Origin of the sequence: Bacillus paranthracis, from assembly GCF_024296885.1 — a bacterium.
GTDB classification, from domain to species: domain Bacteria; phylum Bacillota; class Bacilli; order Bacillales; family Bacillaceae_G; genus Bacillus_A; species Bacillus_A paranthracis.
In genome coordinates, this window is sequence record NZ_CP101135.1 from 3,481,005 (window position 1) to 3,505,964 (window position 24,960).

The 24,960-nt window shown below is 34.9% G+C and carries 25 protein-coding genes and 1 pseudogene; 6 read left to right on the forward strand and 20 right to left on the reverse strand.

The window, feature by feature from the left end; translation table 11 throughout:
* Window positions 1–129: 129 nt before the first annotated feature.
* The 7 genes from NLJ82_RS17915 to gabP form a co-directional block, all read right to left on the reverse strand.
* Window positions 130–1,989, reverse strand: coding sequence for a PTS fructose transporter subunit IIABC (locus NLJ82_RS17915; RefSeq protein WP_000704629.1), 1,860 nt, complete (start codon window positions 1,987–1,989; stop codon window positions 130–132).
* Between the two features lie 13 nt (window positions 1,990–2,002).
* Entirely contained in the window at window positions 2,003–2,914 is a 912-nt protein-coding gene (gene pfkB, locus NLJ82_RS17920) for a 1-phosphofructokinase (RefSeq protein WP_000640768.1), read from the reverse strand.
* On the reverse strand, window positions 2,911–3,663 hold the full coding sequence (locus tag NLJ82_RS17925; protein WP_000957268.1) for a DeoR/GlpR family DNA-binding transcription regulator: 753 nt from the start codon (window positions 3,661–3,663) through the stop codon (window positions 2,911–2,913). Before NLJ82_RS17925 ends, pfkB begins: the two co-directional genes overlap by 4 nt.
* 157 nt (window positions 3,664–3,820) lie before the next feature.
* Window positions 3,821–4,984 (reverse strand): iron-containing alcohol dehydrogenase, encoded by a 1,164-nt coding sequence (locus tag NLJ82_RS17930; RefSeq protein ID WP_001179083.1) that lies wholly within the window; start codon window positions 4,982–4,984, stop codon window positions 3,821–3,823.
* 117 nt (window positions 4,985–5,101) lie between these two features.
* On the reverse strand, window positions 5,102–5,644 hold the full coding sequence (locus NLJ82_RS17935; RefSeq protein WP_000228315.1) for a DUF420 domain-containing protein: 543 nt from the start codon (window positions 5,642–5,644) through the stop codon (window positions 5,102–5,104).
* A 317-nt stretch (window positions 5,645–5,961) separates the two neighbouring features.
* Window positions 5,962–6,300, reverse strand: coding sequence for a hypothetical protein (locus NLJ82_RS17940; RefSeq protein ID WP_002028298.1), 339 nt, complete (start codon window positions 6,298–6,300; stop codon window positions 5,962–5,964).
* A gap of 133 nt (window positions 6,301–6,433) precedes the next feature.
* A complete protein-coding gene (gene gabP, locus NLJ82_RS17945) occupies window positions 6,434–7,828 on the reverse strand; it encodes a GABA permease (RefSeq protein ID WP_000360126.1) in 1,395 nt (464 codons plus the stop codon).
* 268 nt (window positions 7,829–8,096) lie between these two features.
* On the opposite strand from gabP, the gene NLJ82_RS17950 reads away from it, so the two are divergent.
* Window positions 8,097–9,179, forward strand: coding sequence for a chitinase (locus tag NLJ82_RS17950; protein WP_000932456.1), 1,083 nt, complete (start codon window positions 8,097–8,099; stop codon window positions 9,177–9,179).
* 111 nt (window positions 9,180–9,290) lie between these two features.
* On the opposite strand, the gene NLJ82_RS17955 is transcribed toward NLJ82_RS17950, so the two are convergent.
* The gene (locus NLJ82_RS17955) at window positions 9,291–10,184 is read right to left on the reverse strand and encodes a metallophosphoesterase (protein ID WP_001099528.1); all 894 of its coding nucleotides are present in this window, start codon (window positions 10,182–10,184) and stop codon (window positions 9,291–9,293) included.
* A gap of 195 nt (window positions 10,185–10,379) precedes the next feature.
* On the opposite strand from NLJ82_RS17955, the gene NLJ82_RS17960 reads away from it, so the two are divergent.
* Together NLJ82_RS17960 and NLJ82_RS17965 are read left to right on the forward strand one after the other, a co-directional pair.
* Window positions 10,380–11,195 carry a formate/nitrite transporter family protein gene (locus NLJ82_RS17960; protein WP_000110526.1) on the forward strand — a complete coding sequence of 272 codons (816 nt, stop codon included), beginning with the start codon at window positions 10,380–10,382 and terminating at the stop codon, window positions 11,193–11,195.
* A 141-nt stretch (window positions 11,196–11,336) separates the two neighbouring features.
* Window positions 11,337–11,609, forward strand: a complete 273-nt coding sequence (locus NLJ82_RS17965) for an HU family DNA-binding protein (protein ID WP_001043904.1) — start codon at window positions 11,337–11,339, stop codon at window positions 11,607–11,609.
* Between the two features lie 19 nt (window positions 11,610–11,628).
* Here the strand turns inward: NLJ82_RS17965 and NLJ82_RS17970 are convergent, their stop codons facing one another.
* The 11 genes and pseudogenes from NLJ82_RS17970 to NLJ82_RS18020 form a co-directional block, all read right to left on the reverse strand.
* Window positions 11,629–12,108, reverse strand: a complete 480-nt coding sequence (locus tag NLJ82_RS17970; protein WP_000910298.1) for a GNAT family N-acetyltransferase — start codon at window positions 12,106–12,108, stop codon at window positions 11,629–11,631.
* A 170-nt stretch (window positions 12,109–12,278) separates the two neighbouring features.
* A complete protein-coding gene (locus tag NLJ82_RS17975; protein WP_001005294.1) occupies window positions 12,279–14,696 on the reverse strand; it encodes a heavy metal translocating P-type ATPase in 2,418 nt (805 codons plus the stop codon).
* Window positions 14,697–14,791: 95 nt separating this feature from the next.
* Window positions 14,792–14,998, reverse strand: a complete 207-nt coding sequence (gene copZ, locus NLJ82_RS17980) for a copper chaperone CopZ (RefSeq protein WP_000436973.1) — start codon at window positions 14,996–14,998, stop codon at window positions 14,792–14,794.
* Window positions 14,999–15,185: 187 nt separating this feature from the next.
* Window positions 15,186–15,488, reverse strand: a complete 303-nt coding sequence (locus tag NLJ82_RS17985) for a metal-sensing transcriptional repressor (protein WP_000509877.1) — start codon at window positions 15,486–15,488, stop codon at window positions 15,186–15,188.
* Window positions 15,489–15,778: 290 nt separating this feature from the next.
* On the reverse strand, window positions 15,779–16,006 hold the full coding sequence (locus tag NLJ82_RS17990) for a hypothetical protein (RefSeq protein ID WP_000849103.1): 228 nt from the start codon (window positions 16,004–16,006) through the stop codon (window positions 15,779–15,781).
* Window positions 16,007–16,338: 332 nt separating this feature from the next.
* Complete coding sequence (locus tag NLJ82_RS17995; RefSeq protein ID WP_001098335.1) at window positions 16,339–17,166, reverse strand: alpha/beta hydrolase; 828 nt, start codon at window positions 17,164–17,166, stop codon at window positions 16,339–16,341.
* A 16-nt stretch (window positions 17,167–17,182) separates the two neighbouring features.
* On the reverse strand, window positions 17,183–18,004 hold the full coding sequence (locus NLJ82_RS18000) for an ABC transporter ATP-binding protein (protein ID WP_000025757.1): 822 nt from the start codon (window positions 18,002–18,004) through the stop codon (window positions 17,183–17,185).
* 14 nt (window positions 18,005–18,018) lie between these two features.
* Window positions 18,019–19,041 carry a FecCD family ABC transporter permease gene (locus NLJ82_RS18005; RefSeq protein ID WP_000920466.1) on the reverse strand — a complete coding sequence of 341 codons (1,023 nt, stop codon included), beginning with the start codon at window positions 19,039–19,041 and terminating at the stop codon, window positions 18,019–18,021.
* Window positions 19,034–20,041: a FecCD family ABC transporter permease gene (locus tag NLJ82_RS18010; RefSeq protein ID WP_001173060.1), complete on the reverse strand. Its 1,008-nt coding sequence runs from the start codon at window positions 20,039–20,041 to the stop codon at window positions 19,034–19,036. Before NLJ82_RS18010 ends, NLJ82_RS18005 begins: the two co-directional genes overlap by 8 nt.
* A 27-nt stretch (window positions 20,042–20,068) precedes the next feature.
* Window positions 20,069–21,034 carry an iron-hydroxamate ABC transporter substrate-binding protein gene (locus NLJ82_RS18015; RefSeq protein WP_001035495.1) on the reverse strand — a complete coding sequence of 322 codons (966 nt, stop codon included), beginning with the start codon at window positions 21,032–21,034 and terminating at the stop codon, window positions 20,069–20,071.
* A 298-nt stretch (window positions 21,035–21,332) separates the two neighbouring features.
* Window positions 21,333–21,470 (reverse strand): annotated as a pseudogene (locus tag NLJ82_RS18020) (exodeoxyribonuclease III); the annotation flags it as partial.
* Between the two features lie 77 nt (window positions 21,471–21,547).
* Here NLJ82_RS18020 and adaA point away from each other — a divergent pair.
* The 3 genes from adaA to alkA are packed head-to-tail and all read left to right on the forward strand — an operon-like array spanning window position 21,548 to window position 23,563.
* On the forward strand, window positions 21,548–22,144 hold the full coding sequence (gene adaA, locus NLJ82_RS18025) for a bifunctional transcriptional activator/DNA repair enzyme AdaA (protein ID WP_000551306.1): 597 nt from the start codon (window positions 21,548–21,550) through the stop codon (window positions 22,142–22,144).
* Window positions 22,125–22,655, forward strand: coding sequence for a methylated-DNA--[protein]-cysteine S-methyltransferase (locus NLJ82_RS18030; RefSeq protein WP_001089826.1), 531 nt, complete (start codon window positions 22,125–22,127; stop codon window positions 22,653–22,655). The genes adaA and NLJ82_RS18030 overlap by 20 nt, the downstream gene beginning before the upstream one ends.
* Window positions 22,652–23,563: a DNA-3-methyladenine glycosidase II gene (gene alkA, locus NLJ82_RS18035; protein ID WP_000123537.1), complete on the forward strand. Its 912-nt coding sequence runs from the start codon at window positions 22,652–22,654 to the stop codon at window positions 23,561–23,563. The genes NLJ82_RS18030 and alkA overlap by 4 nt, the downstream gene beginning before the upstream one ends.
* A 37-nt stretch (window positions 23,564–23,600) precedes the next feature.
* Here the strand turns inward: alkA and pepT are convergent, their stop codons facing one another.
* Complete coding sequence (pepT, locus tag NLJ82_RS18040; protein ID WP_000806991.1) at window positions 23,601–24,833, reverse strand: peptidase T; 1,233 nt, start codon at window positions 24,831–24,833, stop codon at window positions 23,601–23,603.
* Window positions 24,834–24,960: the final 127 nt, after the last annotated feature.

Genomic DNA, 24,960 nt, shown 5'->3' on the forward strand with positions numbered 1-24,960 from the left:
ATTACTTTTTTGTTACAAAAAAATCATATTTCATTACATCTTTTACCAAAATTCATCATTCTCCAATTATCAACCTCCTTTTTTGTAATAAAAAGGAGCAGCTAATAAAAGCTACTCCCTTTACACGTATTATTTAACTTTCTTTTTCCAAATTCCCATCATAAGAGCAGAAACAACTGCCCCTATCAATATCGATAAAATATATAACACTGGTTTATTTACTAAAGCGATAACAAACAATCCACCATGCGGTGCTGGTAATGTAATTTGGAATAACATTGATAATGCACCTGCAATACTTGAACCGACAACACAACTGACAATTACCCGAACCGGATCTGCTGCTGCAAACGGAATCGCACCTTCTGTAATAAACGATGCCCCCATAATATAATTTGTTAAACCAGACTTACGTTCCGCTTCTGTAAACTTCGATTTAAAGAAGGTAGTTGCTAACGCAATTGCAAGCGGTGGCACCATACCACCAGCCATAACCGCTGAATGTACCCCAAAGTTCTTCGCTTCTATCGCAGCAATACCAAACGTAAATGCTGCTTTATTAATTGGACCACCCATATCAATTGCCATCATCGCACCTAAAATAAGACCTAGTAATATAGCATTTGTACCGTTCAAACCATTTAACCATCCTGTTAACATTTCATTCAATGCTACTACAGGCGGAATTACTACTTTTTGCATAACAACTCCTGTAATCAATAATCCAAAGACCGGATATAACAATACAGGTTTAATTCCTTCTAATTGTACTGGTAGGCCTGAAAATAATTTTTTCAATCCTAAAACAACATATCCGGCTAAGAAACCAGCAATTAATCCACCTAAAAATCCAGCATTCGCATGTGCCGCTAAAAATCCTCCGACAACACCGGGCATAAAACCAGGACGATCAGCAATAGAACTAGCAATAAACCCTGCTAAAATTGGTACAAGGAATAAAAATGCCCCTGTTCCCCCTCCTCCAATAGACATGAACAATTCAGCTAAAGGACCTTCTGCTTTTATACCACCAAACGAAAACGCTAGCGCAATTAAAATCCCGCCACCAACAACGAATGGAAGCATATTACTTACGCCGTTCATTAAATGCTTATAAATTCCTAATCCATTTTCTTTCTCCGTATTTTCTGCCTTTCCATCCTCTTTTACACCTTTAAAGATTGGTGCATCTTGTTTTACAGCCCGATTAAGAAGTTTTTCAGTTTTTCTAATCCCGTCAGCGACTGGCACTTGAATAACATGTTTACCAGCAAAACGATTCATTTCTACTTGTTTATCTGCTGCAACAATTATAGCTGTTGCGCGTTCAATATCCTCTTTCGTTAAACCGTTTTTTATACCTGTTGATCCATTCGTTTCAACTTTAATTGCAATTCCTAGCTCTGCTGCTTTTGCTTTCAAGCTATCTGCAGCCATATATGTGTGAGCGATTCCAGTCGGGCAAGCTGTAACAGCTAATACGTACGGTTCATTCCCTTCTGGTTTTGCAACTTCAACCTCTTCTTCTTCTTTTTCATTTTCTTTTTCATCAAATAAACGAAGAAGTTCTTCTTCATCCTTCGCTTCTAACAATTGCTTACGAAACCCTTCATCCATTAATAGTGTAGATAGGCGTGATAACGTTTCTAAATGCGTATTATTCGCCCCTTCACTTGCAGCAATCATAAAAAATAAATGCGCAGGTTGTCCGTCAAGCGATTCATAGTTGATACCGCTTACACTTCTACCAAAACAAATCGCTGGTTGCTTAACAGCTTTTGTTTTCGCATGAGGTATAGCAATCCCTTCACCAATGCCGGTTGTACTTTGTGACTCCCTTTTTAAAATAGCTTCTTTAAATTCAGCTTTGCTATTTAAACGATTTGCCCCGTTTAATTTCTCAACTAACTCATCTATGACAGCTTCTTTATTTGAAGCTGTCAAATTCATAATAACTGTATCCCTTTTTAATAGTTCTGTAATTTTCATATGTTGCTTCCCCCTATCGCTTAGTTACAATTACTTGCGACAATAATTCTTCTACTTTTTCCTTTTCACATAAATCGGCTGAAAATGCTGTTGCACTCCCTGTTGCAACGCCATATTGAAATGCCTTTTCAATATCTTTTGTCTGTTCATATCTTCCTACAAATCCCGCAACGAGAGAATCTCCAGCCCCAACCGAATTAATTACAACGCCTTTTGGAATAGTTGCTTCATATATACCTTCTGCCGTAAATAATAAAGCTCCATCTCCGGCCATTGATACAATAACGTGCTCTACACCTTGTTCAACTAATTTTCTTCCATATGGTAAAACATCTTCTACTGTGGAAATCTCTACTCCGAATAACTCACCAAGTTCATGATGATTAGGCTTTATTAAAAATGGTTTATTTTTAACTACATGCTGCAGCGCACTACCACTTGCATCTACTACTACACGAATGCCTTTTTCACCTCCGAACGCTGCGATTGATTCATAAAAAGTAGTTGGGATAGACGCTGGTACACTTCCAGCTAGTACAACACAATCTCCCTTTTGCATACTTTCAATTTGTTTCATTAATTGTTCAAATTGTTCCTTAGTCACACTAGGTCCTTGCCCATTTAATTCTGTTTCTTCTTTCCCTTTTATTTTCACATTAATTCGAGTATCTTCATTTACTTGGATGAAGTTTGTTATTACACCTTCCGTCTGTAATACATCTTTAATAAATCGACCGGTAAATCCACCAGTAAATCCTAGCGCTACATTTTCCACACCTAAACGATGAAGAACGCGAGAAACATTAATCCCTTTCCCTCCAGGAAACTTCATATCTTTTTCCGCTCGATTTACTGCGCCTAACTCTAAGGAATTAACTTGTACTATATAATCAATAGATGGGTTTAAAGTTACTGTATAGATCATTGTTTATCAGCCTCAATTACATTGGTTTGTCTTTTATATTTTTCTAAATCAATTTCTAAATGGTTTGTAATAATATTCGCCTCTTCCACATTGGCAATTTTCGCAAACGCAACTTCCGAAAACTTACTTTCATCAATTAAGAAATATCCTTCATTTGCTAATGTTAATGCCATTTGCTTTAAAAGTGCCTCTTCTGGATCTGGTGTTGTAAAACCAAGCTGTTCATGTACACCATTCGCTCCTAAAAAACATTTATCAAAACGATACTTTTGCATGCTTTCCTGCGCCATTGCACCGATTAAAGCTTTCGTCCTACTCTTCATCATTCCGCCTAGTAAATATGCACGAATATTATTTTCAACTAAAGCTTCAATATGCATAAGTCCATTCGTAACGACAGTAACATCCTTATTTATTAAAAATGGAATCATTTCAAATGTTGTACTTCCTGCATCTAAATAAATGCAATCACCTTGTTCCACAACGCTAGCCGCATACTTCGCAATTTGTTGTTTTATTTGAATGTTTTTGGATGATTTTTCAACCATCGTCGGCTCCTGTCCTTTTCCTGTTAAAACAGCCGCACCACCGTGAACTCTTTTTAATAACCGTTGTTTTTCCAATTGCGCTAAATCACGACGAATTGTTGATTCAGAGCTCGCTGTTCTTTCCACTAATTGCTGTAATTTAACAACCTTCTGCTCTTTTACAAGTTGCAATATCATTTGATGACGTTCAGGAGTTAACATTTTATTCACCTCTTCTTTGATTACAGTATAATGAAAACGATCACAAAAATCAACCATAAACATTCATAAATAACCAAAAACAATCACAAACAGTTATAAACAACAAAAAGAAACCCATTTGATTGTGATATCAAATGGGTTTCTTTTCTCGATTCTCTTATAAGGAAGCTTTATATATGCTTAAAACATCGTCTTTATTTAATTTTTTAAAATTACCAAATTCGCCATAAGCCATCGCTTTATCCGCCATTAAATCAATTTCATTTTCTCCAATAGCGTAATCAGATAACTTTACTGGTGCCTCAATTGAAGTCCAAAATTGACGTAAAACCTCAATTCCTTCTAACGCAATTTCTCGATCAGTCTTTCCATCTGTTTCTACATCGAATACACGAATAGCGAACTGTTTAAAACGACTTACATTTTCATCTACAACATGCTTCATCCAGTTCGGGAATAGAATCGCAAGGCCACCCCCGTGTGGTATGTCATGAACCGCAGAAACTGCATGTTCAATATTATGAGTTGCCCAGTCTCCTTTTACTCCCATCGCTAAAATCCCGTTTAACGCCATAGTACCGCAATATAAGATCGTTTCTCTATGCTCATAATTTTCTAAATCACTTAAAAGCTTAGGAGCTGTCTCAATTACTGTTTTTAAAACAGACTCACAATAACGATCTTGTAATTCTGTATTTGTTCCATGATGGAAATATTGCTCTAATACATGTGACATAATATCTACCATACCGTAAATTGTTTGATCCCTTGGCACAGACGCAGTATGGAGGGGATCTAAAATTGAAAACTGAGGGAAAGTAACTGGGCTACCCCAGCCATATTTTTCATTCGTTTCCCAATTTGTAATGACAGAACCAGCATTCATTTCAGATCCTGTTGCCGCAAGCGTAAGTACAGTACCAAATGGTAATGCCTCATTAGCAAATGCTTTTTTCGTTACAATATCCCATACATCTCCATCATATTTGCTACCAGCTGCAATTGCCTTCGTACAGTCAATTACACTTCCTCCACCAACTGCTAAAATGAATTCAACACCATTCTCTTTACAAATTTGAATTCCTTTCTTTACAGTTGATACACGTGGATTCGGTTCAACACCTGTCAATTCAAATACTTCCGCATTTATATCCTTTAAAATAGAAATTACATTATCATAAATACCGTTTCTTTTAATGCTGCCTCCCCCGTATACGAGAAGAACTTTTTTACCGAACTGTGGAATTTCAGTTTTCAATTGCTCTAATTGACCTTTACCGAAAATAAGTTTCGTTGGATTACGAAATACAAAATTTTGCATATCCCTTTACCATCCCTTCTATATAAAAAGCAACTATACTTTTGTATACCATATTTTTTTCATTTTACAAAAATATTTGCCTAACGAAAAAATCCCAGCCTATAGGCTGAGATTTTTTTATTGATAATAAGGTGAGATCATTAAGTAAACAATAACACCAGATAAACTTACATATAACCAGATCGGCATCGTCCAACGTACAATTTTACGATGACGTGTTAATTGATTTGTAAAACCAAATACAAGTGCAAACAATGCAAGTGGTACGATAATTGCTGCAAGGATAATATGTGTAATTAAAATGATGAAATACACATATTTAATGAATCCTTCGCCACCAAAATGTGTTGCTGGCGCCAAGTAATGATACGATAAATAAGAAACACAAAATAGCAACGTCGTCGTAAATGCTGCTAGGATGAAGCCACGATGCATTTTCACATTCTTCTTAATAATAGAGAATAACGCTGCTAATAAAAATACGAACGTAAAGCTATTAAAAATTGCGTTTAACATTGGTAAAATCGTTACATCAAAATGTACTTCTCCTTCATAGCCAACAGGTCCAAAGAACAAAAATAAAATAATCGCATTTACAATTACAGAAAGCGTTATCACAATAGGAGCATAGCTTTTCTGATTTGTTGATTGATCCACCAAAATGGTCACTCCCTCTTCCTTCAAATATGTATACGTAACCTCACTATTTTAACATACTATTCACAGTGTAAATGTGACAATAGTTTGACACAGCAAGGCAAAACAAAGAAAAAATCCTTCTTAATAAAACTTCTTAAGAAGGATTTTATCGCTTTATTATTCAAATAGCAATGCGATTAGTTTTTGTTAAAAAATGTATCGCTATATGCTTGAAAAATTTCAGACACTTGATATCCCATTAAAGAAATTGCTGTTAATGAAAAGAAACCAATCATAAGAAATCGAAACCACATATAAATCTCCTCCTTGTATTTAGCTTAAAGAACATTCGCTATATTACAAGTTGAGTGGCACTCTTCATCGTCACTTTCCTTTTTCTTTACAATTGCTGTAATAAATCGAATCATAAAGAAAAATACAAAAGGAAATTGTTCGTAATTTACCTTGGCATAGTTCAGCAACGGCTCGCGTTGCATATCGAACGGGGATGAGAAGGAATAGAACATACCTTGCTCTTCCATATATACAATTACAATTTTCATACAAAATACGATTCCTAGAAACGAAACAATATCTTGCCATTCTGTCGTATATAGCAGGTTATACAGCTCTAATACGTACTCTTCCATCGTCATCCCCCCTTCCTTTTTTATCATTTTGCTCGCCTTCGTATAAAAAGTCAAGAAAAAAGTTTATATTCACTATGACAATAGTAATTACTCATTTTTATGATTATATATGATTCTTTTATAGCAATGATTGGGTGTAACTCTCTTCGAAAACAAGAAATTAGAATCGCACAGATTCCTCATTCTTACTTGTAGTATTCGATACTGTACTATTTTTATTTCTATTAAAAATAAAATAAGAAAGTATTATAAGAACAGTAACAAGCATCGTCAAAAGTGCTTGTGAACGTAAAGATTCAATTGCAAGCATCGCAACTAAAACAGCTATAATAGCGGCAATTGTAACATACGTTACATACGGGAAAAACCACATTTTCACTTTCAAATTTTGTTGTTCTACTTTCCCCATTTTTTTACGGATCTTTAAATGCGAAACAGCTATAACGAGATAAACGAGTAACGCAATTCCGCCAGATGCATTGACTAAAAATAAAAAGACTTTATCTGGAGATATATAACTAAAAACAACTCCAATATAAGCGAAGAACGTTCCGAATAAAACGGCCCGAACTGGAACACCACTACTATTCAATTTCAAAAATGCCTTTGGAGCATCTCCTCTTTCTGCCATTGAAAAAAGCATTCTTGAGTTCGTATATAAACCAGAATTTAAACAAGAAAGTACAGCTGTTAAAACGATAAAATTCATAATTTGTGCTGCCGCTGGTATCCCTATATGTTCCAGTACCGCTACAAACGGACTTTTTAATATGTTCGCTGAATTCCATGGAAGAAGTGTAACAACTACAGCAATCGATCCAATGAAAAATACGAGAATACGCCAAATTACACTATTTGTTGCTGTTTTTACTGCTTTTACAGGTTCAGCAGATTCTCCAGCAGCTACTGCAACAATCTCAGATCCCATAAATGAAAATATAACGACAGTAATTCCAAGTAGCACCGAACTTATACCGTTTGGCATAAATCCTCCTTGTCCTACTAAATTCGAAGTGCCAGGTGCTTCCGTTCCTGGTACAAATCCTAAAATAACAGCTAGTCCAAGACAAAGGAACAAAACAATACTTATTACTTTAATAAAAGAAAACCAATATTCAAACTCTCCAAATGATTTCACAGAAAAAACATTCGTCAATGTTAATAAAATCGTTAATATTAGGCTTAATAACCAAAGAGGGATTTCTGGAATCCAGTATTGAATAATACCAGCACCTGCTGTGGCTTCTATTGCAATAACAATTACCCAGAAAAACCAATATAGCCACCCAATTGTATAACCGGCCCATGGACCAATTGCTTCTCTTGCATATGTTGCAAATGACCCACTTGTCGGGTTAATAGCTGCCATTTCCCCAAGCATTCTCATAACGAAAACGACTAGAAGTCCTGCTAATGCATATGAAACGATAGAACCTGGTCCTGCTGAATGCACAACTGCCCCACTTCCAACAAACAAACCAGCTCCTATTACGCCGCCAATTGAGATCATTGTAATGTGGCGTATTTTGAGGTCTTTCTTAAGATTTTTATCCAACTCTTATACATCCCCTTCCAAACGTAATTTTGAAATTTATGTAAGAGTATTATGTGAAAACCTTGCCTACACTTTAAAATATATCAAAATATTCTGAATTTAACAATTGTAATGCAAGCTCCTATAAAAATTATTACATTAGGTTTAATAATTTTCCATATACAATTGTTGAGAAAATTATAGCTACCTTACGAAAGAACGAATTTTCAGATATCATTAAATAAACAAGATTATACATCTAGACAACTTTTTGTATAGGAGTGTTGATATGTTAAACAAGTTCAAATTCATTTGTTGTACGTTATTCATTTTTTTACTGCTACCACTAGCCCCCTTTCAAGCACAAGCAGCAAACAATTTAGGATCAAAACTACTCGTTGGATACTGGCATAACTTTGATAACGGTACTGGCATTATTAAATTAAGAGACGTTTCACCAAAATGGGATGTAATTAATGTATCTTTCGGGGAAACTGGTGGTGATCGTTCTACTGTTGAATTTTCTCCTGTGTATGGTACAGATGCAGAATTCAAATCAGATATTTCTTATTTAAAGAGTAAAGGAAAAAAAGTAGTTCTTTCAATTGGTGGACAAAATGGAGTCGTTTTACTTCCTGACAATGCCGCTAAGCAACGCTTTATTAATTCCATACAATCTCTCATTGATAAATACGGTTTTGATGGAATAGATATTGACCTTGAATCAGGTATTTACTTAAACGGAAATGACACTAATTTCAAAAACCCAACTACTCCTCAAATCGTAAATCTTATTTCGGCTATTCGAACAATCTCAGATCATTACGGTCCCGACTTTCTATTAAGCATGGCTCCTGAAACAGCTTATGTTCAAGGCGGTTATAGTGCATACGGAAGCATCTGGGGTGCATATTTACCGATTATTTACGGAGTGAAAGACAAACTGACATACATTCACGTTCAACACTACAACGCTGGCAGCGGGGTTGGAATGGACGGTAATAACTACAATCAAGGTACTGCAGACTACGAGGTCGCTATGGCAGATATGCTCTTACATGGTTTTCCTGTAGGTGGTAATGCAAATAACATGTTCCCAGCTCTTCGTTCGGATCAAGTAATGATTGGACTTCCTGCAGCACCAGCGGCCGCTCCAAGTGGTGGGTATATTTCTCCAACTGAAATGAAAAAAGCTTTAGATTATATCATTAAGGGAATTCCTTTCGGAGGAAAGTATAAACTTTCAAATGAGAGTGGCTATCCTGCATTCCGCGGCCTAATGTCTTGGTCTATTAATTGGGATGCAAAAAACAACTTTGAATTCTCTAGTAACTATAGAACATATTTCGATGCGATTCCCTTGCAAAAATAATGAAAACAACAATAGGTTTTATATGACCTATTGTTGTTTTTTATTTACCACCAATTAACATCGCTCGTTCATCAAAATCAAATTGAGAATGATGATGTGGAATTGAATACATTAGTTACTCTTTTGCTTCAATATAAATACTGAAAGTTCAGGTACACTCCAAAATCTAACAGGCATTCGGGTTGTCCCAATACCACGATTTACATATAAATATAACGGCTTACTCTTCCCCTCTACTTCATACATACCTTCAACATGACTCTCAGCTAGTTTTGTCGTAATGAATGGACCGATAAAAGGAATTTGAACTTGTCCTCCGTGACTATGGCCTGACATTTGAAAATCAACTGGGTAACGTGCTACTTTGTCTACAACATCCGGCTCATGTACTAATAACATATTGAAATCTTGTTGCCTTACATGTTTTAAAGTTGAGTCTATTTGCGGCTTACCTAATAAAAAATCATCCAAACCTGATATTGTAATATATTTGCCGTTTTCCGCTTTAATTTTCTGCACTTCATTGACTAACACAGCGAAACCAGCTTCCTCCATATATTTTTTATAAAATAAACTACCTCCGCCGCCTCTATCATGATTCCCAAACACTGCATATTTCCCTAAGGGTGCATGTATTTTTTGTAAAATCCCTTTCGCTTCTTCTCTTTCGGCTTTATACGATCCAAACTTATCTATTAAATCCCCTGTGAAAACTACTACATCCGGACTTAATGCATTTATCTTCTCCACCAAATTTTCTAATTGTTTCAGTGTGAATTCTGGCCCTAAATGTACATCTGAGAACTGCAATATTTTTTTATTATGAAACTCTTTAGGAATTGTAGAAGATTCTATTTCATTCCACGTAACTGTTACTAGTTTTCGTTCTATTTCTGTCGCATAGAAATACAAACTTATAGAAATCATTACTACACTTACAAAACTAATTATAGATACCTTGACGATTGATTTTTTTTGTTCTTCTTTTACGTGATACGTATTCATGTTCTCACCTCTAGAAGTACTTTAAAACCTTATTGTTACATGAATGTGACAACACGAACAATGTTAGTTATATTTAATTCCAGCCCTGCTCACTTTGACAAATTTATACAGAAGTCATAACATATTTTTATAATACATAGATTCTTAAAAATGTTCCATTTATTCTTTTATCATTTTATTAAGGAGAGATTATTCATGTCTGTATTTACACCAGAAGAAATTACGGAACTTGCTGCTAATTCCGGAAGAAAAAAAGCTCATTTATCATTACTCCCTATGCTAATTCTCGGTTTTTTTGGCGGTGCTTTCATAGCATTAGGGTATTTACTCGATATTCATGTTATTGGAACAATGCCAAAGGCTTGGGGATCATTTACTAGTTTTCTAGGCGCTGCTGTATTCCCTATCGGTCTTATTCTCGTTATTCTTGCAGGCGGTGAACTAGTAACTGGTAACATGATGACAGTTTCCATGGCCTGGCTTCAAAAGAAAATTACTTTATTTTATTTCATACGAAATTTAATTATTGTTACATTGAGCAATTTCATAGGTGCTGTATTCGTTGCTTATTTTTTCGGTCATATCGTCGGATTAACAGAGGGAGCTTTTTTAGCAAAAACAGTTTCTATTGCGCAAGCTAAACTACAAGATCCACCACTACAAGCCTTCATTTCTGCAATCGGATGTAATTGGCTCGTTTGTTTAGCTGTTTGGCTTAGTATGGGAAGTAAAGAATTTATCGGAAAGATTATCGGCATTTGGTTCCCAGTTATGACTTTTGTTGCAATTGGATTTCAACACGTTGTAGCCAATATGTTTGTCATCCCAGCTATAATTTTTGCAGGTCATTTAACTTGGTTTGAATATTTTCCAAACTTCATTTTTGTTTTCTTCGGAAACTTAGTAGGAGGTATGTTATTTGTAGCGTTACCTTATTTCATATCTTATAATAAGAAACTACCTTCTACTAAAGAACAAACGGAATTAAAGAAAAAATCTGTATCCGCTTAAATGGAACGACTATACAGCAATCCTGAAAAATATTACAAATTCCATTTTTTTTATGAATATATGTGCGTACACTTGTTCTCGAATGTTTTATACGTTATAATAACAACTTAAATAGCATTATTTACATATGAGGTGAAAAACATGAACAAAACAGAATTAATCAAAAACGTAGCACAAAATGCTGAGATTTCTCAAAAAGAAGCTACTGTAGTTGTACAAACTGTAGTAGAATCAATCACTAACACTTTAGCTGCTGGTGAAAAAGTACAACTTATCGGATTCGGTACATTCGAAGTTCGCGAAAGAGCTGCTCGTACAGGCCGTAACCCACAAACTGGTGAAGAAATGCAAATCGCAGCTTCTAAAGTACCTGCTTTCAAAGCTGGTAAAGAACTAAAAGAAGCTGTAAAATAATGAAAAATAGCCTTCTCGTTTACGAGAGGGCTATTTTTTTCATTACATAATTAATAAAAATCTGACCATTATGCTCTTTCTTTTGTTCCTTTATGCAAATAAAGCCTTTACTTTCAAAAAAGGGTTTTGCTGTAATACTTGCTTCTGTATAAATCCCCCTATGCCCCAAGTTCACTGCTTCTTGTTCTAACTTTTGTAGTATGTATGAAGCTATCCTTTTCCCTTGATAATCTTTATGTGTAAATAAACGATCTACGTAATGATCCTCATTATAATCCCCAAATCCGACTATCATACCGTTATAATCCGCTACATAACTAATATTCTTTTCTAAAGACTTTAACCAGCTTTCCCTATCTAGTTGATCTGGTGCCCATGCCTGTAGCTGTAACACGTTATAATCTTTTGCATTAATTGTATGAACTGTTTCATAGAACAACTGTAATACTTGTTCTAAATCCTCTTTATGGAATGTTCTAATGATCATATCTTTTAACATATATGAACCTCCTTACTACACTATCATTTAACTTTTCTACCATCTAGTATTCAATATTTCTGCTTTATTATATCTTTTTTCTTTCTATATAAACAAAAAACAATACTTATTTCAAAGTATTGTTTTTTGTTTAAAAGCCTATGAAATTACTCTATAGATTTACATTTTTATTATTTTAACTTCACTCTTTGCAATCGTAATGCATTTAATACGACCGATACAGAACTAAATGCCATCGCTGCTCCTGCAACCCAAGGCGCTAAGAAACCAAGCGCTGCAATCGGGATTCCTAAGCCATTATAAGCTAGTGCCCAGAATAAATTTTGCTTAATATTTCTTATCGTCATCTTACTCATAAAGATTGCATCAGCAATACTATTTAAATCGCCACGAATTAACGTAATATCTGCCGCTTCCATCGCTACATCCGTTCCTGTTCCAATTGCCATACCGATATCCGCTGTAGCAAGTGCTGGAGCATCATTTATTCCATCTCCAACCATTGCTACTTTCTTACCTTGCGCTTGAAGTTTTTTCACTTCTTCTGCTTTTCCTTCTGGTAATACTTCTGCAATTACGTGTTCAATACCAACTTGCCCCGCAATCGCCTGAGCAGTTTGCGTATTATCTCCTGTAATCATAACAACGTCTAGACCCATTTTCTTAAGCCTTGTAATAGCTGCTTTTGAAGTATCTTTTACAGTATCTGCAACAGCCACTATACCAGCATATTCTTTATTAATTGCAATAAGCATTGCTGTTTTACCTTCTCGTTCTAACTCTTCCATCGATTTAGAAACTTCTTCAATATCAATATTGAATTTCTTCATTAATCGGCGTGTACCAATTAATAATTGTTTCCCTTCTACGACTGATTCAATACCGAATCCAGGAATCGCTTCAAACGTTTCTGAACTTGGAATATCAATTTTCTTTTCTTTAATTCCTTCTACAATCGCTTCTGCAAGTGGGTGTTCAGAATTTTTTTCTGCCGCACCTACTAAACGTAATATTTCTTCTTCATTGAATCCATCTGCGACAATTACATCCGTTAACACTGGCTTTCCATTTGTCACAGTACCTGTTTTATCTAGAATAACTGTATCCAATCGATGCGTTGCTTCTAAATGCTCTCCGCCTTTAAATAAAATACCATACTCAGCTGATCTTCCTGATCCAGCCATAATAGATGTAGGTGTCGCAAGACCTAATGCACATGGACAAGCGATAACAAGTACTGCTATCATTTTCTCAAGTGCTCCGCCAAAATCACCTGGTGTAACAAATATCATCCACACTGCAAATGTAATAATAGCAATCACAACTACAACCGGTACGAAAATACCTGAAATTTGATCTGCTACCCTTTGAATAGGAGCTTTTGAACCTTGAGCCTCTTCTACTACTTTAATAATTTGAGCTAATGCAGTATCTCTTCCTACCTTAGTTGCTTTCACTTTTAAAAATCCATTTTTATTCATTGTAGAACCGATTACTACATCCCCAATTGTTTTATCAACTGGAATACTTTCACCTGTTAACATCGATTCATCTATTGCTGACTTTCCTTCTACAATCTCACCATCTACCGGAATTTTTTCACCAGGCTTTACATAAACGATATCACCAGCTACTACTTCTTCGATTAAAATTTTCATTTCTGTTCCATCTCGCACAACTGTAGCTGTCTTTGCTTGTAAACCCATCAACTTTTTAATTGCTTCTGATGAACGTCCCTTTGCTTTTGCTTCAAATAATTTTCCTAAAATAATTAGTGTAATAAGTACCGCACTCGTTTCAAAATATAAGTCTGTCATATGTTCCGAAGAACCGATAGATTGAATACTTAAATATACACTATAGAAATAGGCGGCCGACGTTCCAAGTGCCACAAGAACATCCATGTTAGCACTTTTATTACGTAACGCTTTATAAGCCCCAACATAAAACTGTCCACCAATGATAAATTGAACTGGCGTTGCAAGAGCTAGTTGCACCCAAGGGTTCATAAGCATATCAGGTAAATAAATAAACGATGTAAATGAGAAGTGACTTACCATTGCCCACAGTAACGGGAATGATAAAATAAACGAAATAATAAACTTCTTCTTTTGTCGCTCAATTTCTTGTAAGCGATGATCAGTTGATCCATCTTGCTCATCTGATTTCACTTCCAATTTATATCCTAATTTCGTAATTGCACTCTTCATTTCATTTACATTAATTTCATCAGGATTAAAATCTACTGTAGCCGATTCCAAAGCGAAATTTACTGTCGCCTCGTTCACACCTTCTAACTTATTTAAACGCTTTTCTACTCTATTGGCACATGCTGCGCATGTCATTCCTGAAACAGTAAATTCAGCTTTATCACTTACAATTCCATATCCTAATGATTCAACTTTTTCTTTAAACTGTTGCGGATTTGTTTTTTGGGGATCATACATTATTTTAGTTTTTTCAAGTGCAAAATTTACATTTGCATCATGAACACCTTCTACTTTTTTTAGACCTTTTTCAATTCTATTTGCACATGCTGCACATGTCATTCCTGATATTTGAAGATTGGCCTCTTTTTGTTCATTCATGTCTCTCACCTCTATATACCCTTATGAGGTATAATTATTAGCAAAATAAATCGTACTTCCTATAAAGTACGATTTATTTCCATATCTAAAAATAATTATTGAACATCGTATCCTTGATCTTCAATTACAGCAACGATATCTTTTAATGTTACAGCAGACGAGTCGATAGTAACTTCAACAGTTCCTTCTGCTAATTGAACTTTCACTTGTTCAACACCGTTTAGCTCTTTCACACTGCTTTCGATAGCATTTACACAATGTCCACAAGACATACCTTCAACTTGTAATGTTAACTGTTCCATTTAAAATCCTCCTCTTGTTTATTCATTGTTTGTTAATCACAGTTACATCTTACCATACCCCCCTAAGGTAATCAATGGTTTTTTATCATGATTTTTCAATTATTTTCTAAAAGTTTATTTTACACACACTTTTTCACACCAATACAAGGATAAACAAAAAACAAGCTAGTTACACACTAGCTTGTTTTTACGCTTTTGAAAAACGTTCAAATACTGTCATTAATTCTTCGATTGCTTCGTCACCATTACCATTTTTAATTGCACCTGAAACACAATGACTCGTATGGTTTTTTAATACACCCATTCCTACTTTTTTCATCGCTGCATTAATCGCTGAAATTTGCACTAAAATATCCACGCAATACCGATCATTTTCAATCATATTTTGAATACCCCGAACTTGCCCTTCAATTCTCTTCAATCTATTTATAATTTGCTCTTTTTCTTTTTCTGATCTATGTGTTACTGCTTCATGCTCTTTATGCCCCATATTATCACCTTCTTAAAGTTTCTCTTCATCCAATAAAACAATTACTTTTACGAGTATACCAATTATAGCATTAAATATCTATGCATGATACCCCATATGAGTATATTTCCACTTTATGATTATTCTTAACACATTGTTAGCTTCTCAGTCTTAATTTTCATTATACCCTTTCCTTTTTTTAAAAAACAATAATAAGCGAGGGTTGTCCATCCCCGCTTATTATTCATTCCCAAATATAAAAGCCTCAATCTTCACACATGTAAATTGAGACTTTTTCTTCCTATATATAATTATTGCTGATCACATACTTTTGTATCATTCACTACTGAAGTTCCTTCAACGGTTACCGTATGAAAACAGTCATTTACACGAACTGTCACAACATTATCTTGCCGATCAATGATATGATATTCATTAAAATTTTTATTTAGAGCACTGCGAATTTGTTCTCCTTCATAAATTGGGATACCATGCGATAAAACCCAAATAAGTCCAGCGATAGCGAGAATAGTTTTCATACGATCTACCTCCTTGAGAATATAGTGAACTTTTCATCCGTGCTTTTTCAGCTCTACGAATCATAATTGGAATGAACCAAGCCTTTTCGGCAATAAGTTCATTTCGTCTATTTTATGTTTATGCTAATTGTGAACGAATTGTGACAACTTTTTGTCTCTTTAGACGAAAAATTGAAACAAAACTTTCAAAAAGGACAATTCTACCTCTCAAAACAAAAGGCTATGGAGAATTTCTCCATAGCCTTTTGTTTGCACTTTATTAAACAATCGTTTTATTATCTAACCTACTACAGATCATAGAAAAATGTGGATTCACTCAAATCACTAACCATTTAATCGATGGATACTTGACTAATGAATCTCAATCCTTTACTTAAAGAAGTCGGTACAACAGATGCATGGTTCTCCCCTTCCGCCTCATAAAACGTAAATCGAAACTGATCGTGTTTTACTTTGAAAAGGCGCTCTGATAATTCGTTTGCCCCTACAACCATATGCTCTCGTTCAAGTGAACCAACTGTAAGAAATACTCCTGTTTTAACCTTTGCCTTGTTTAATTCATTTATAAGATTCCCTTCTTTTTCAAGCACAGATTGGTTATTCCACCAAATAGATGGACTACTAATAAAATAATTTTGAAAGGCATTTATGTTTGTAAATAATATATGTAAAGCAAATAGTCCACCTAAAGAATGCCCAAATAGTGTTTGCTTTCCTTTATCAATTTCAAAATTCTTTTCAATTTGCGGCTTTAATTCTTCTTCAATAAAAGTAAAGAAATGATGTGCTCCTCCTGTTTTAGGCCAAGGTTTACCATCTGGTTTTAAAGCCGCATCTTTTGAAATTACGCTAGGCGTAAAATCATAACATCTTTCTTCACCTGAAAATGCCCCTTCGATTGGATAACCAATACCTACTATAATGGCTGGTGAAACACCTGTTTTTTCCGCTCTAACTGATTGTATTTTAACCGCTTCATGGAATGTTTGAAAAAAGGCATTACCATCTAATACGTAAATGACAGGATATCCTGAATCCAGTGCTGGTTGCCTCGGCTTTGAAATATGAATTTGATATTCCTTACCATCTAATTTTGAATACATGTTCCACTGTTCAGTATTAGATGTTACAATCTGCTGTTTTTCAATCGTAGTGTTCATCTTATATCCCCCCTTCTTAACTCGTTACATATATTTCTACTTTTTCTTCTTGAAATACAACGCTATCATAACCGAAGCAAACAGGAGACCCATTATACGGATCAATCATGACACGTGCATCAATATGAAATACTTCTTTTAACACTTCATTTGTAATGATTTCTTCTGGGCTACCAGTTGTAACGATTTCTCCTTCCTTCATTGCAATAATTTCATCTGAAAACCTTGCTGCATGGTTAATATCATGTAATACCATAACGACCGTACAATTATGGTCTTTATTTAATTTCTCCACAATTTGTAATACATCTAATTGATGAGACATATCAAGATATGTAGTTGGCTCATCTAATAACAACACTTCTGTCTCTTGTGCCAAAGCCATCGCTAGCCATACCTTTTGTCGTTGACCACCTGATAAATTTGCAATTTGTCTCGTTCGAAATGCAGAAGTTTTCGTTATATCTAATGCCCAGTCAATCATCTCTTTATCTTTTGAAGTTAACTTATTTACATTATTTCGATGTGGATAACGTCCATAAGAAATTAATTCTTCTACTTTAAGCTCTCCTGGTGCAATTGGAGTTTGCGGAAGTAGAGCTAACTGCTTCGCAATTTCTTTCGTTGGAATTGTATGTAAATCCTGTCCTTGCAAATATACTTTACCACTCTTTTGCTTTAAAATTCTTCCCATCGTTTTTAACAGTGTCGATTTACCGCACCCGTTTGGTCCTATAATTGTCGTTACTTTTCCTTCTTGTATTTCCACATTTAAATCGCGAAACACTGTAAGCTTTTCATAACTTGTTTCTAAATTTTTCGCACTTAAAATACTCACTTTTATTCCTCCTCTTACGCTTTCGCCTTATAAAGTAAATATAAGAAATAAGGTACACCGACAATAGAAATAACGATTCCAACTGGTAACTCTACAGGTGTGAAAACTGTTTTTGCGATAAAGTCTGAAGCAATTACAAGAAACATTCCAATTACTCCGCACGTAGGAATGACATGCTTATGCTGAATACCGACAAGTCTTTTCGCTATATGCGGTGCCATTAATCCGATGAAACCAATACTTCCTGAAACTGCAACACATGCGCTTACAAGTCCGATACTACTTAATAGTAAAATTGATTTCTCTCTTTCTACTGAAACACCTAAACTTGTAATACTCGTTTCTTCCAATTGAAATAAATCTAATAAATAAGCTTTCTTTTGTATAAGTGGAATTAGTATGATAAGCCACGGTAACATTGCAATAATATACTTCCAGTTTGCACTATATATACTGCCTGACACCCAAACTGCAGCCATCTCGAAATCAGTTGACTTCATTTTGAGTGATAGGTACATAGAAAATGCTCCAAATCCTGATCCAATTGCAATCCCTGTTAATAAAAGACGCTGCGAATCTAACTTACCATTTTTCCAAGAAAACAGATAAATGATGATAGCTGCACCTAATCCGCCTACTAAACCAAACATTGGCATCATCATAATAGAAACCCAGTCTGTGCTTTTTAATTGCCCTTGGAAGAAAAACATAAAAATGACGATTGCTGTTCCTGCTCCTGCATTAACTCCTAAAATACCTGGGTCTGCCAATCCATTTCTCGTAATTCCTTGAATAACAGCACCTGCAACACCGAGACCTACCCCTACTAATCCCGCAATTATGATGCGCGGGAGACGAAACTCAAAAATAACTAAATCATGGTCTGGTACTGGATCTATTCTAAGGAGTGTTTTACATACATCTGTAATCGTAATATCAAACGTACCATTCGTTAAACTAATATAAATAGCACATAGTATTAAAAATATACTAATCCCCATCGTCATTCCAAAACGTTGACTTGAACTTTTAAGCATGTCTCTCTCCTCCTCTTGTACGGATTAAATAAAGGAAGAAAGGAATTCCAATTAAGGAGGTAACGACTCCAATCGGTGTTTCAAATGGATAGTTTACAAACCTACTTAAAATATCACATAACGCTAGAAAAACGCCGCCAATAACGCCTGCGCATGGCAAAATCCACTTATAATCTACCCCAATTATAAAGCGAGTAATGTGCGGAATAATTAAACCTACAAAACCAACTTTCCCCACCAAAGCAACTGCCGTTCCTGTTAAAAAGATAACTGATAAAATAGCCATCGCTTTAACTAGTTTTGTACGCTGCCCTAGGTTAATAGAAACTTCTTCTCCTAAAGAAAGAATCGTAATAGATTTTGATATTAACAGCGCTAAAACTATTCCAATTATCCCAAACGGTATCGTAATTTTAATGATATTAGGGTCTACTTGGTCTAATTTTGCATTAAACCAAAAACTAACATTTTGAGAAATTTGGAAGTATGAAGCCATTGCAGCAGACACACTGCTTAAAAATGTTCCAATAACTGTCCCAATAATCGCTAACCGAACTGGCGATAAACCATTTTGAAGGAGCGAACCAAAACCAAATACGATACCGGCTCCTAATGCAGAACCAATCATTGAACATACAACCATACCAATCGATGACATTCCCGGAAGAAAAATCATACAAAGTGTAATAACAAAAGCTGCCCCATCCGTCACACCCATAATAGAAGGGGATGCAAGATAGTTTCTTGTCATCCCCTGCATAAGTGCTCCTGATATGGCTAGAAATGCTCCAACTAAAAGAGCTGCAACTACCCTTGGTAAACGTGAAGTAATAATAATATTATGATTTACATCACTTGAATCAAAATGAAATAACGCGTTCCACACCGTTTCAGCATCAATACTTTTCGCCCCATACAAAATAGAAAGTATAACTGTAAATAAGATGAGTATGGGTGCTATACATAATATAGTTACTGGTACTGCATTTGTTTTCTGCATATCATTCAACGCACCTTACTTATTGTATTATTTAGATAAATTTTTCACTGCTTCTTTTAAGAACGCTGTTTTACTCCAAGCAGTACCACCTTGTGCCATTGGATCAACAACGTTTACAAATACTTTCTTTTCTTTCGCAGCATTCATACTTTGCCAAATTGGATTACTTTCAATTTCTTCTAGCACTTTCGGGTTTTTATTTTCAGTTGTTTCATATTGTAAGAAAATATAATCTGGGTTTAGTTCAGCAAGTTTTTCAAATGAAATTTTCTCTTGTGCTTTTACAGTTTTCAATTGTTCTGGAACAGTTAATCCAAGATCTTTATAAATTACAGGGTTGAAGTATACTCCTTCTGGGTATAGGAATAATTCGTTTGCTCTTAGTCTAATTACAAGGACTTTTTTGTCTTTTAACTTATCTCCTAGTTTTGCTTTTGCTTTTTCAGCGTCCGCATTGTAATCTTTAATAATTTTTTCAGCTTTATCTTTTTTACCAGTTAATTCTCCCATTAACTTTAAGTTATCCTCCCAATTTGTTGAAACATGTGATACCGGGAATGTAGGAGCTACTTTCGTAAACTTTTCAGCTGTTTCTGCTGGGAATTTCGTACTAGATGTAATAACGTCTGGTTTTAATTGAAGTAATGTTTCGAAATTTGGTTGCATTTTCTCACCAACAGATTTCGCACCTTCTAAATCTTTCTCCAGATACTTTGGTAATTTACCACCAACCGTAATCGCACCAACTGGTTTAATTCCAAGTACTGCTGCATCTTCCATTGACTCTAAACTAGCTGTTGCAATTTTATCTACTTTTGCTGGCACTGTATATTCTTTACCTAAATATGTAATTTTTCGTTTTTCGTCTTTTTTCGTCTCACTAGCCTTTGTCTGTTGAGTTTTTTCTCCTGAAGTTTTATCCGCACTATTACATGCTGCTAGTCCTACACTTAAAACTGTTACCATACCTAATGTAAATAACTTCTTATTCATCTTTAAATATCTCCTCTCGAATTTCCAAACTATATTCTCAATAAAATTTAACTATATGAAACTTGTCCTACATATATATTTTATTAGATTAATAATTCTATCCAGAACTCATTCTCATTCACTTCCCCTAAGCTATAATTCTTTTATACCTCACCCATTGATAATATTTTTCATTGATAATGATTATCGTTACTAATTATATATTTAATATGCAATTATTTCAAGAAAGATTTGAAAAATTTTAACAAACTGAATTAAAAAAGAAGTATCCGCCTCATGTTAGGTAGATACTTCTTTTTTAGAAATTTATATGTAATTCAACTGGGCAATGGTCTGACCCCATTACTTCACTATTAATTTTCGCCGCTGTTATTTGGTCTTTCATTCTTTCAGAAACAACAAAATAATCTAAACGCCATTCAATATTTTCACCTTTGTAATCTTGCTCTTACATTTATGAATACATACATACACACTTTATTCAGGTTATACTAATTTCAGAGGTGATGTTCTTTGCACAATGAAGGAGTTACGTTAACAAATGAACATTGGCAAGCAATTATCCATAATGATCCTTCCTATGATAGTAAATTCTTTTATGCTGTGAAATCAACTGGAATCTTTTGCAGGCCATCATGCAAATCAAGAATACCGAATAAAAACAATGTACGAATTTTTCATCATGCAGAGCAAGCATTAAATGAAAACTTTCGCCCGTGCAAGCGTTGTAAACCAAATGGGCTCACTTTACCTAATGAAGAGTGGGTAGAACAAATTAAAGAGTATATCGAAAAACACTTTGATGAATTATTAACTCTAGACATACTTGCGGAAATGTGCCATGGTAGCCCCTTTCATTTACAACGCACTTTCAAAAAAATGACAGGAATAAGTCCGATAGAATATATACAGCAGTTCAGAATTGTTAAAGCAGCAGAACACCTTTTACACACAAATCAACCCATTAAAGAAATTAGTACTGCCGTCGGGATAGAAAATCCAGAATATTTCGCAACTTTATTTAAAAAGAAAACTGGATTTACCCCTACTGAATATCGAAAAAAGAATGAAATGAAAGAGGGATACAATAATGAATTCTTACAAAAATAATTATATATATTGGACGCTACTTACACATGCAAATTGGAAGTTTCATATTGCTGCAACTGAAACTGGACTATGTTTCATCGGATCACAAAACGAAACCTTTGAAGAAGTAAATATATGGGCTAGAAAAAAACTGCCTCAACATATATTGATCCATAGTCCAGATTACTTACAAGTATATACAAAAGAAATTATCGAGTATTTAGAAAACAAGAGAGAAACCTTTACATCCCCTATCGCTGCTTACGGAACTGCATTTCAATTATCTGTTTGGAGTACGGTACGTGAAATTCCTTATGGAAAAACATATTCTTATACAGAAATTGCAGATAGAATTCAAAAACCTACAGCGGTACGTGCCGTTGCGTCTGCTATTGCTGCCAACCCAATTCTCATTATGATTCCTTGCCACCGTGTTATTGGAAAGAATGGTAAACTAACTGGTTTTAGAGGGGGATTAGAAATGAAGAAAGAATTGCTTGCATTAGAAAAATTACAGGTGGAATTCATATGACAGCCGAATATAGTAACGCATTAACTTTAACAGTTCCAACAGAATTTAGTTTTCAAGAAAATTTACGCTATCTATCCCGTTCTAACAATGAATGTATGTTCCACATTGAACATAACAAAATTTATAAAGTTATCCCTGTTCACGATGTAAATCCTTTAGTTGAAATTAGTATGAATGCGGATGATACTATTCAAATACGTTTTTTAGGAGAAGCCTATATCTCTGCAAAACCGATACGCGATGCTGTAGCTAACTATGTAACTGAATGGTTTGATTTAACTACTGATTTAGCTCCCTTTTATACATTAGCTAAACATGATGTACTCCTTCAAAGACCAATTGAACAATATTATGGCCTTCGTACTTTAGGTATTCCAGACTTATTTGAGGCACTTTCCTGGGGAATTATCGGGCAACAAATTAACCTCACTTATGCTTATACACTAAAAAGAAGATTAGTCGAGACATTTGGAAGTTATGTAGAATGGAACGATAGAAAGCATTGGATATTCCCATCACATGAAACAATTGCCAATTTACACGTAGAGGATCTCAAAAATTTAAAAATGACGACTAGAAAATGTGAATATTTAATCGGTATTGCAAAGCTTATTACAGAAGGAAAACTATCAAAAGAATCTTTACTACAAACACAAGATGTAAAGATTGCTGAAAAACAATTAACTGCTATACATGGTATAGGTCCATGGACTGCTCACTATGTTTTAATGCGCTGTTTACGATTCCCTTCCGCTTTTCCAATTGACGATGTTGGTTTGCACAATGCAATTAAATATATAACAGGTTCTAAAAGTAAACCGACTAAACAGGAAATAAAAGATTTTGCGGCAAATTGGATCAACTGGGAGTCTTACGCAACTTTTTATTTGTGGCGAGTATTATACTAAAAAACCAAGTAGCGTTTTTGCACTACTTGGTTCTTTTTTAAGCTTGTTCTTCAAATCGTCTTGCAATTTCTATAATAACTTGAACAGCTTTTTCCATAACATCTACCGAAACATACTCAAATTTACCGTGATAGTTTTCACCACCTGTGAAAATGTTTGGGGTTGGTAATCCCATATACGATAATTGTGATCCATCTGTTCCACCGCGAATCGGATGAATATTTGGTTCGATATTTAAACTTTTCATTGCCTCATATGCAATATCAACAATTTCTCTCACTGGTTCAATCTTTTCAAGCATGTTATAGTATTGATCATTCATTTCTAAAACGACTGCATCTCGTCCATACTTCTCTTGCATTTGCTTCACAATATTTTCAACGTTATGTTTACGCGCTTCAAAATTTTCACGATCAAAATCTCGAATAATATAATACGCTTTACTTTGCTCAACATCACCATTTAAAGAAAGTAAATGATAGAATCCTTCATACCCCTCTGTATATTCTGGTGCCTCTTCTACTGGTAAATAGCTATTAAACTCCATAGCAAGTTTAGTTGCGTTACGCATTTTATTTTTCGCTGTTCCAGGATGTGTATTTGTTCCGTTAAACGTTAACTTAGCACCTGCAGCATTAAAGCTTTCATACTCTAAACCACCTAATGGACCTCCATCCATCGTATAAGCAAATGAAGCGCCAAACGCTTCTACATCAAAATGCGCTGGGCCGCGGCCAATTTCTTCATCCGGCGTAAACGCAACTCTAATTTTCCCATGTTTAATTTGCGGATTATGTATTAAATAATTCATTGCAACCATAATTTCTGTAAGACCAGCTTTATCATCTGCTCCTAACAGTGTTGTACCGTCCGTTGTAATAATCGTATGACCTTTATAAGACGGTAATTCTGGGAACTGTTCTGGTGTTAATACAACATTAAGCTCTTCATTTAATGTAATTGCGTTCCCGTCAAAGTTTTCATGAATTTGTGGTTTTACATTTTTCCCAGTAAAGTCTGTTGCTGTATCTAAATGTGCTAAAAATCCGATTACAGGAACATCCTTATCCGTATTAGCCGGAAGTGTTGCCATTACATATCCGTTATCGTCCATCGTTACTTCTGTTAACCCAATTTCTTTTAACTCTTCAACTAATAACTTACCAAACTCAATTTGTCCTGGTGTTGTTGGCACTGTATGACTGTCTTCATTTGATTGCGTATCAATCTTTACATATCTCGTAAATCTTTCAATAAGTTCTTGTTTCAAATTCATTCACTCCCTTTTATACTTCTTTCTCTATTATAATCCTTGAGACGAAATATTTTAACTTTTTTGACTGTGAATACATATATTTCATTTGTATTTTAGCTATTTTAAATACCGGCTGAAAAGT

Excerpts from the sequence above, each read along its gene's own strand:
- NLJ82_RS18005 (WP_000920466.1), bottom strand. The coding sequence starts at position 19,041 with ATGCTTAAAAGTTCAAGTCAACGTTTTGGAATGACGATGGGGATTAGT.
- NLJ82_RS17985 (WP_000509877.1), bottom strand. The coding sequence starts at position 15,488 with ATGGGGCATAAAGAGCATGAAGCAGTAACACATAGATCAGAAAAAGAA.
- NLJ82_RS17955 (WP_001099528.1), bottom strand. The coding sequence starts at position 10,184 with ATGAATACGTATCACGTAAAAGAAGAACAAAAAAAATCAATCGTCAAG.
- NLJ82_RS17965 (WP_001043904.1), top strand. The coding sequence starts at position 11,337 with ATGAACAAAACAGAATTAATCAAAAACGTAGCACAAAATGCTGAGATT.
- alkA (WP_000123537.1), top strand. The coding sequence starts at position 22,652 with ATGACAGCCGAATATAGTAACGCATTAACTTTAACAGTTCCAACAGAA.
- NLJ82_RS17970 (WP_000910298.1), bottom strand. The coding sequence starts at position 12,108 with ATGTTAAAAGATATGATCATTAGAACATTCCATAAAGAGGATTTAGAA.
- NLJ82_RS17930 (WP_001179083.1), bottom strand. The coding sequence starts at position 4,984 with ATGCAAAATTTTGTATTTCGTAATCCAACGAAACTTATTTTCGGTAAA.
- NLJ82_RS17995 (WP_001098335.1), bottom strand. The coding sequence starts at position 17,166 with ATGAACACTACGATTGAAAAACAGCAGATTGTAACATCTAATACTGAA.
- NLJ82_RS17990 (WP_000849103.1), bottom strand. The coding sequence starts at position 16,006 with ATGAAAACTATTCTCGCTATCGCTGGACTTATTTGGGTTTTATCGCAT.
- NLJ82_RS17960 (WP_000110526.1), top strand. The coding sequence starts at position 10,380 with ATGTCTGTATTTACACCAGAAGAAATTACGGAACTTGCTGCTAATTCC.
- NLJ82_RS18010 (WP_001173060.1), bottom strand. The coding sequence starts at position 20,041 with ATGCAGAAAACAAATGCAGTACCAGTAACTATATTATGTATAGCACCC.
- NLJ82_RS17950 (WP_000932456.1), top strand. The coding sequence starts at position 8,097 with ATGTTAAACAAGTTCAAATTCATTTGTTGTACGTTATTCATTTTTTTA.
- NLJ82_RS17975 (WP_001005294.1), bottom strand. The coding sequence starts at position 14,696 with ATGAATGAACAAAAAGAGGCCAATCTTCAAATATCAGGAATGACATGT.
- NLJ82_RS17915 (WP_000704629.1), bottom strand. The coding sequence starts at position 1,989 with ATGAAAATTACAGAACTATTAAAAAGGGATACAGTTATTATGAATTTG.
- NLJ82_RS17940 (WP_002028298.1), bottom strand. The coding sequence starts at position 6,300 with ATGATAAAAAAGGAAGGGGGGATGACGATGGAAGAGTACGTATTAGAG.
- NLJ82_RS18030 (WP_001089826.1), top strand. The coding sequence starts at position 22,125 with ATGAATTCTTACAAAAATAATTATATATATTGGACGCTACTTACACAT.
- pfkB (WP_000640768.1), bottom strand. The coding sequence starts at position 2,914 with ATGATCTATACAGTAACTTTAAACCCATCTATTGATTATATAGTACAA.
- copZ (WP_000436973.1), bottom strand. The coding sequence starts at position 14,998 with ATGGAACAGTTAACATTACAAGTTGAAGGTATGTCTTGTGGACATTGT.
- NLJ82_RS17925 (WP_000957268.1), bottom strand. The coding sequence starts at position 3,663 with ATGTTAACTCCTGAACGTCATCAAATGATATTGCAACTTGTAAAAGAG.
- NLJ82_RS18015 (WP_001035495.1), bottom strand. The coding sequence starts at position 21,034 with ATGAATAAGAAGTTATTTACATTAGGTATGGTAACAGTTTTAAGTGTA.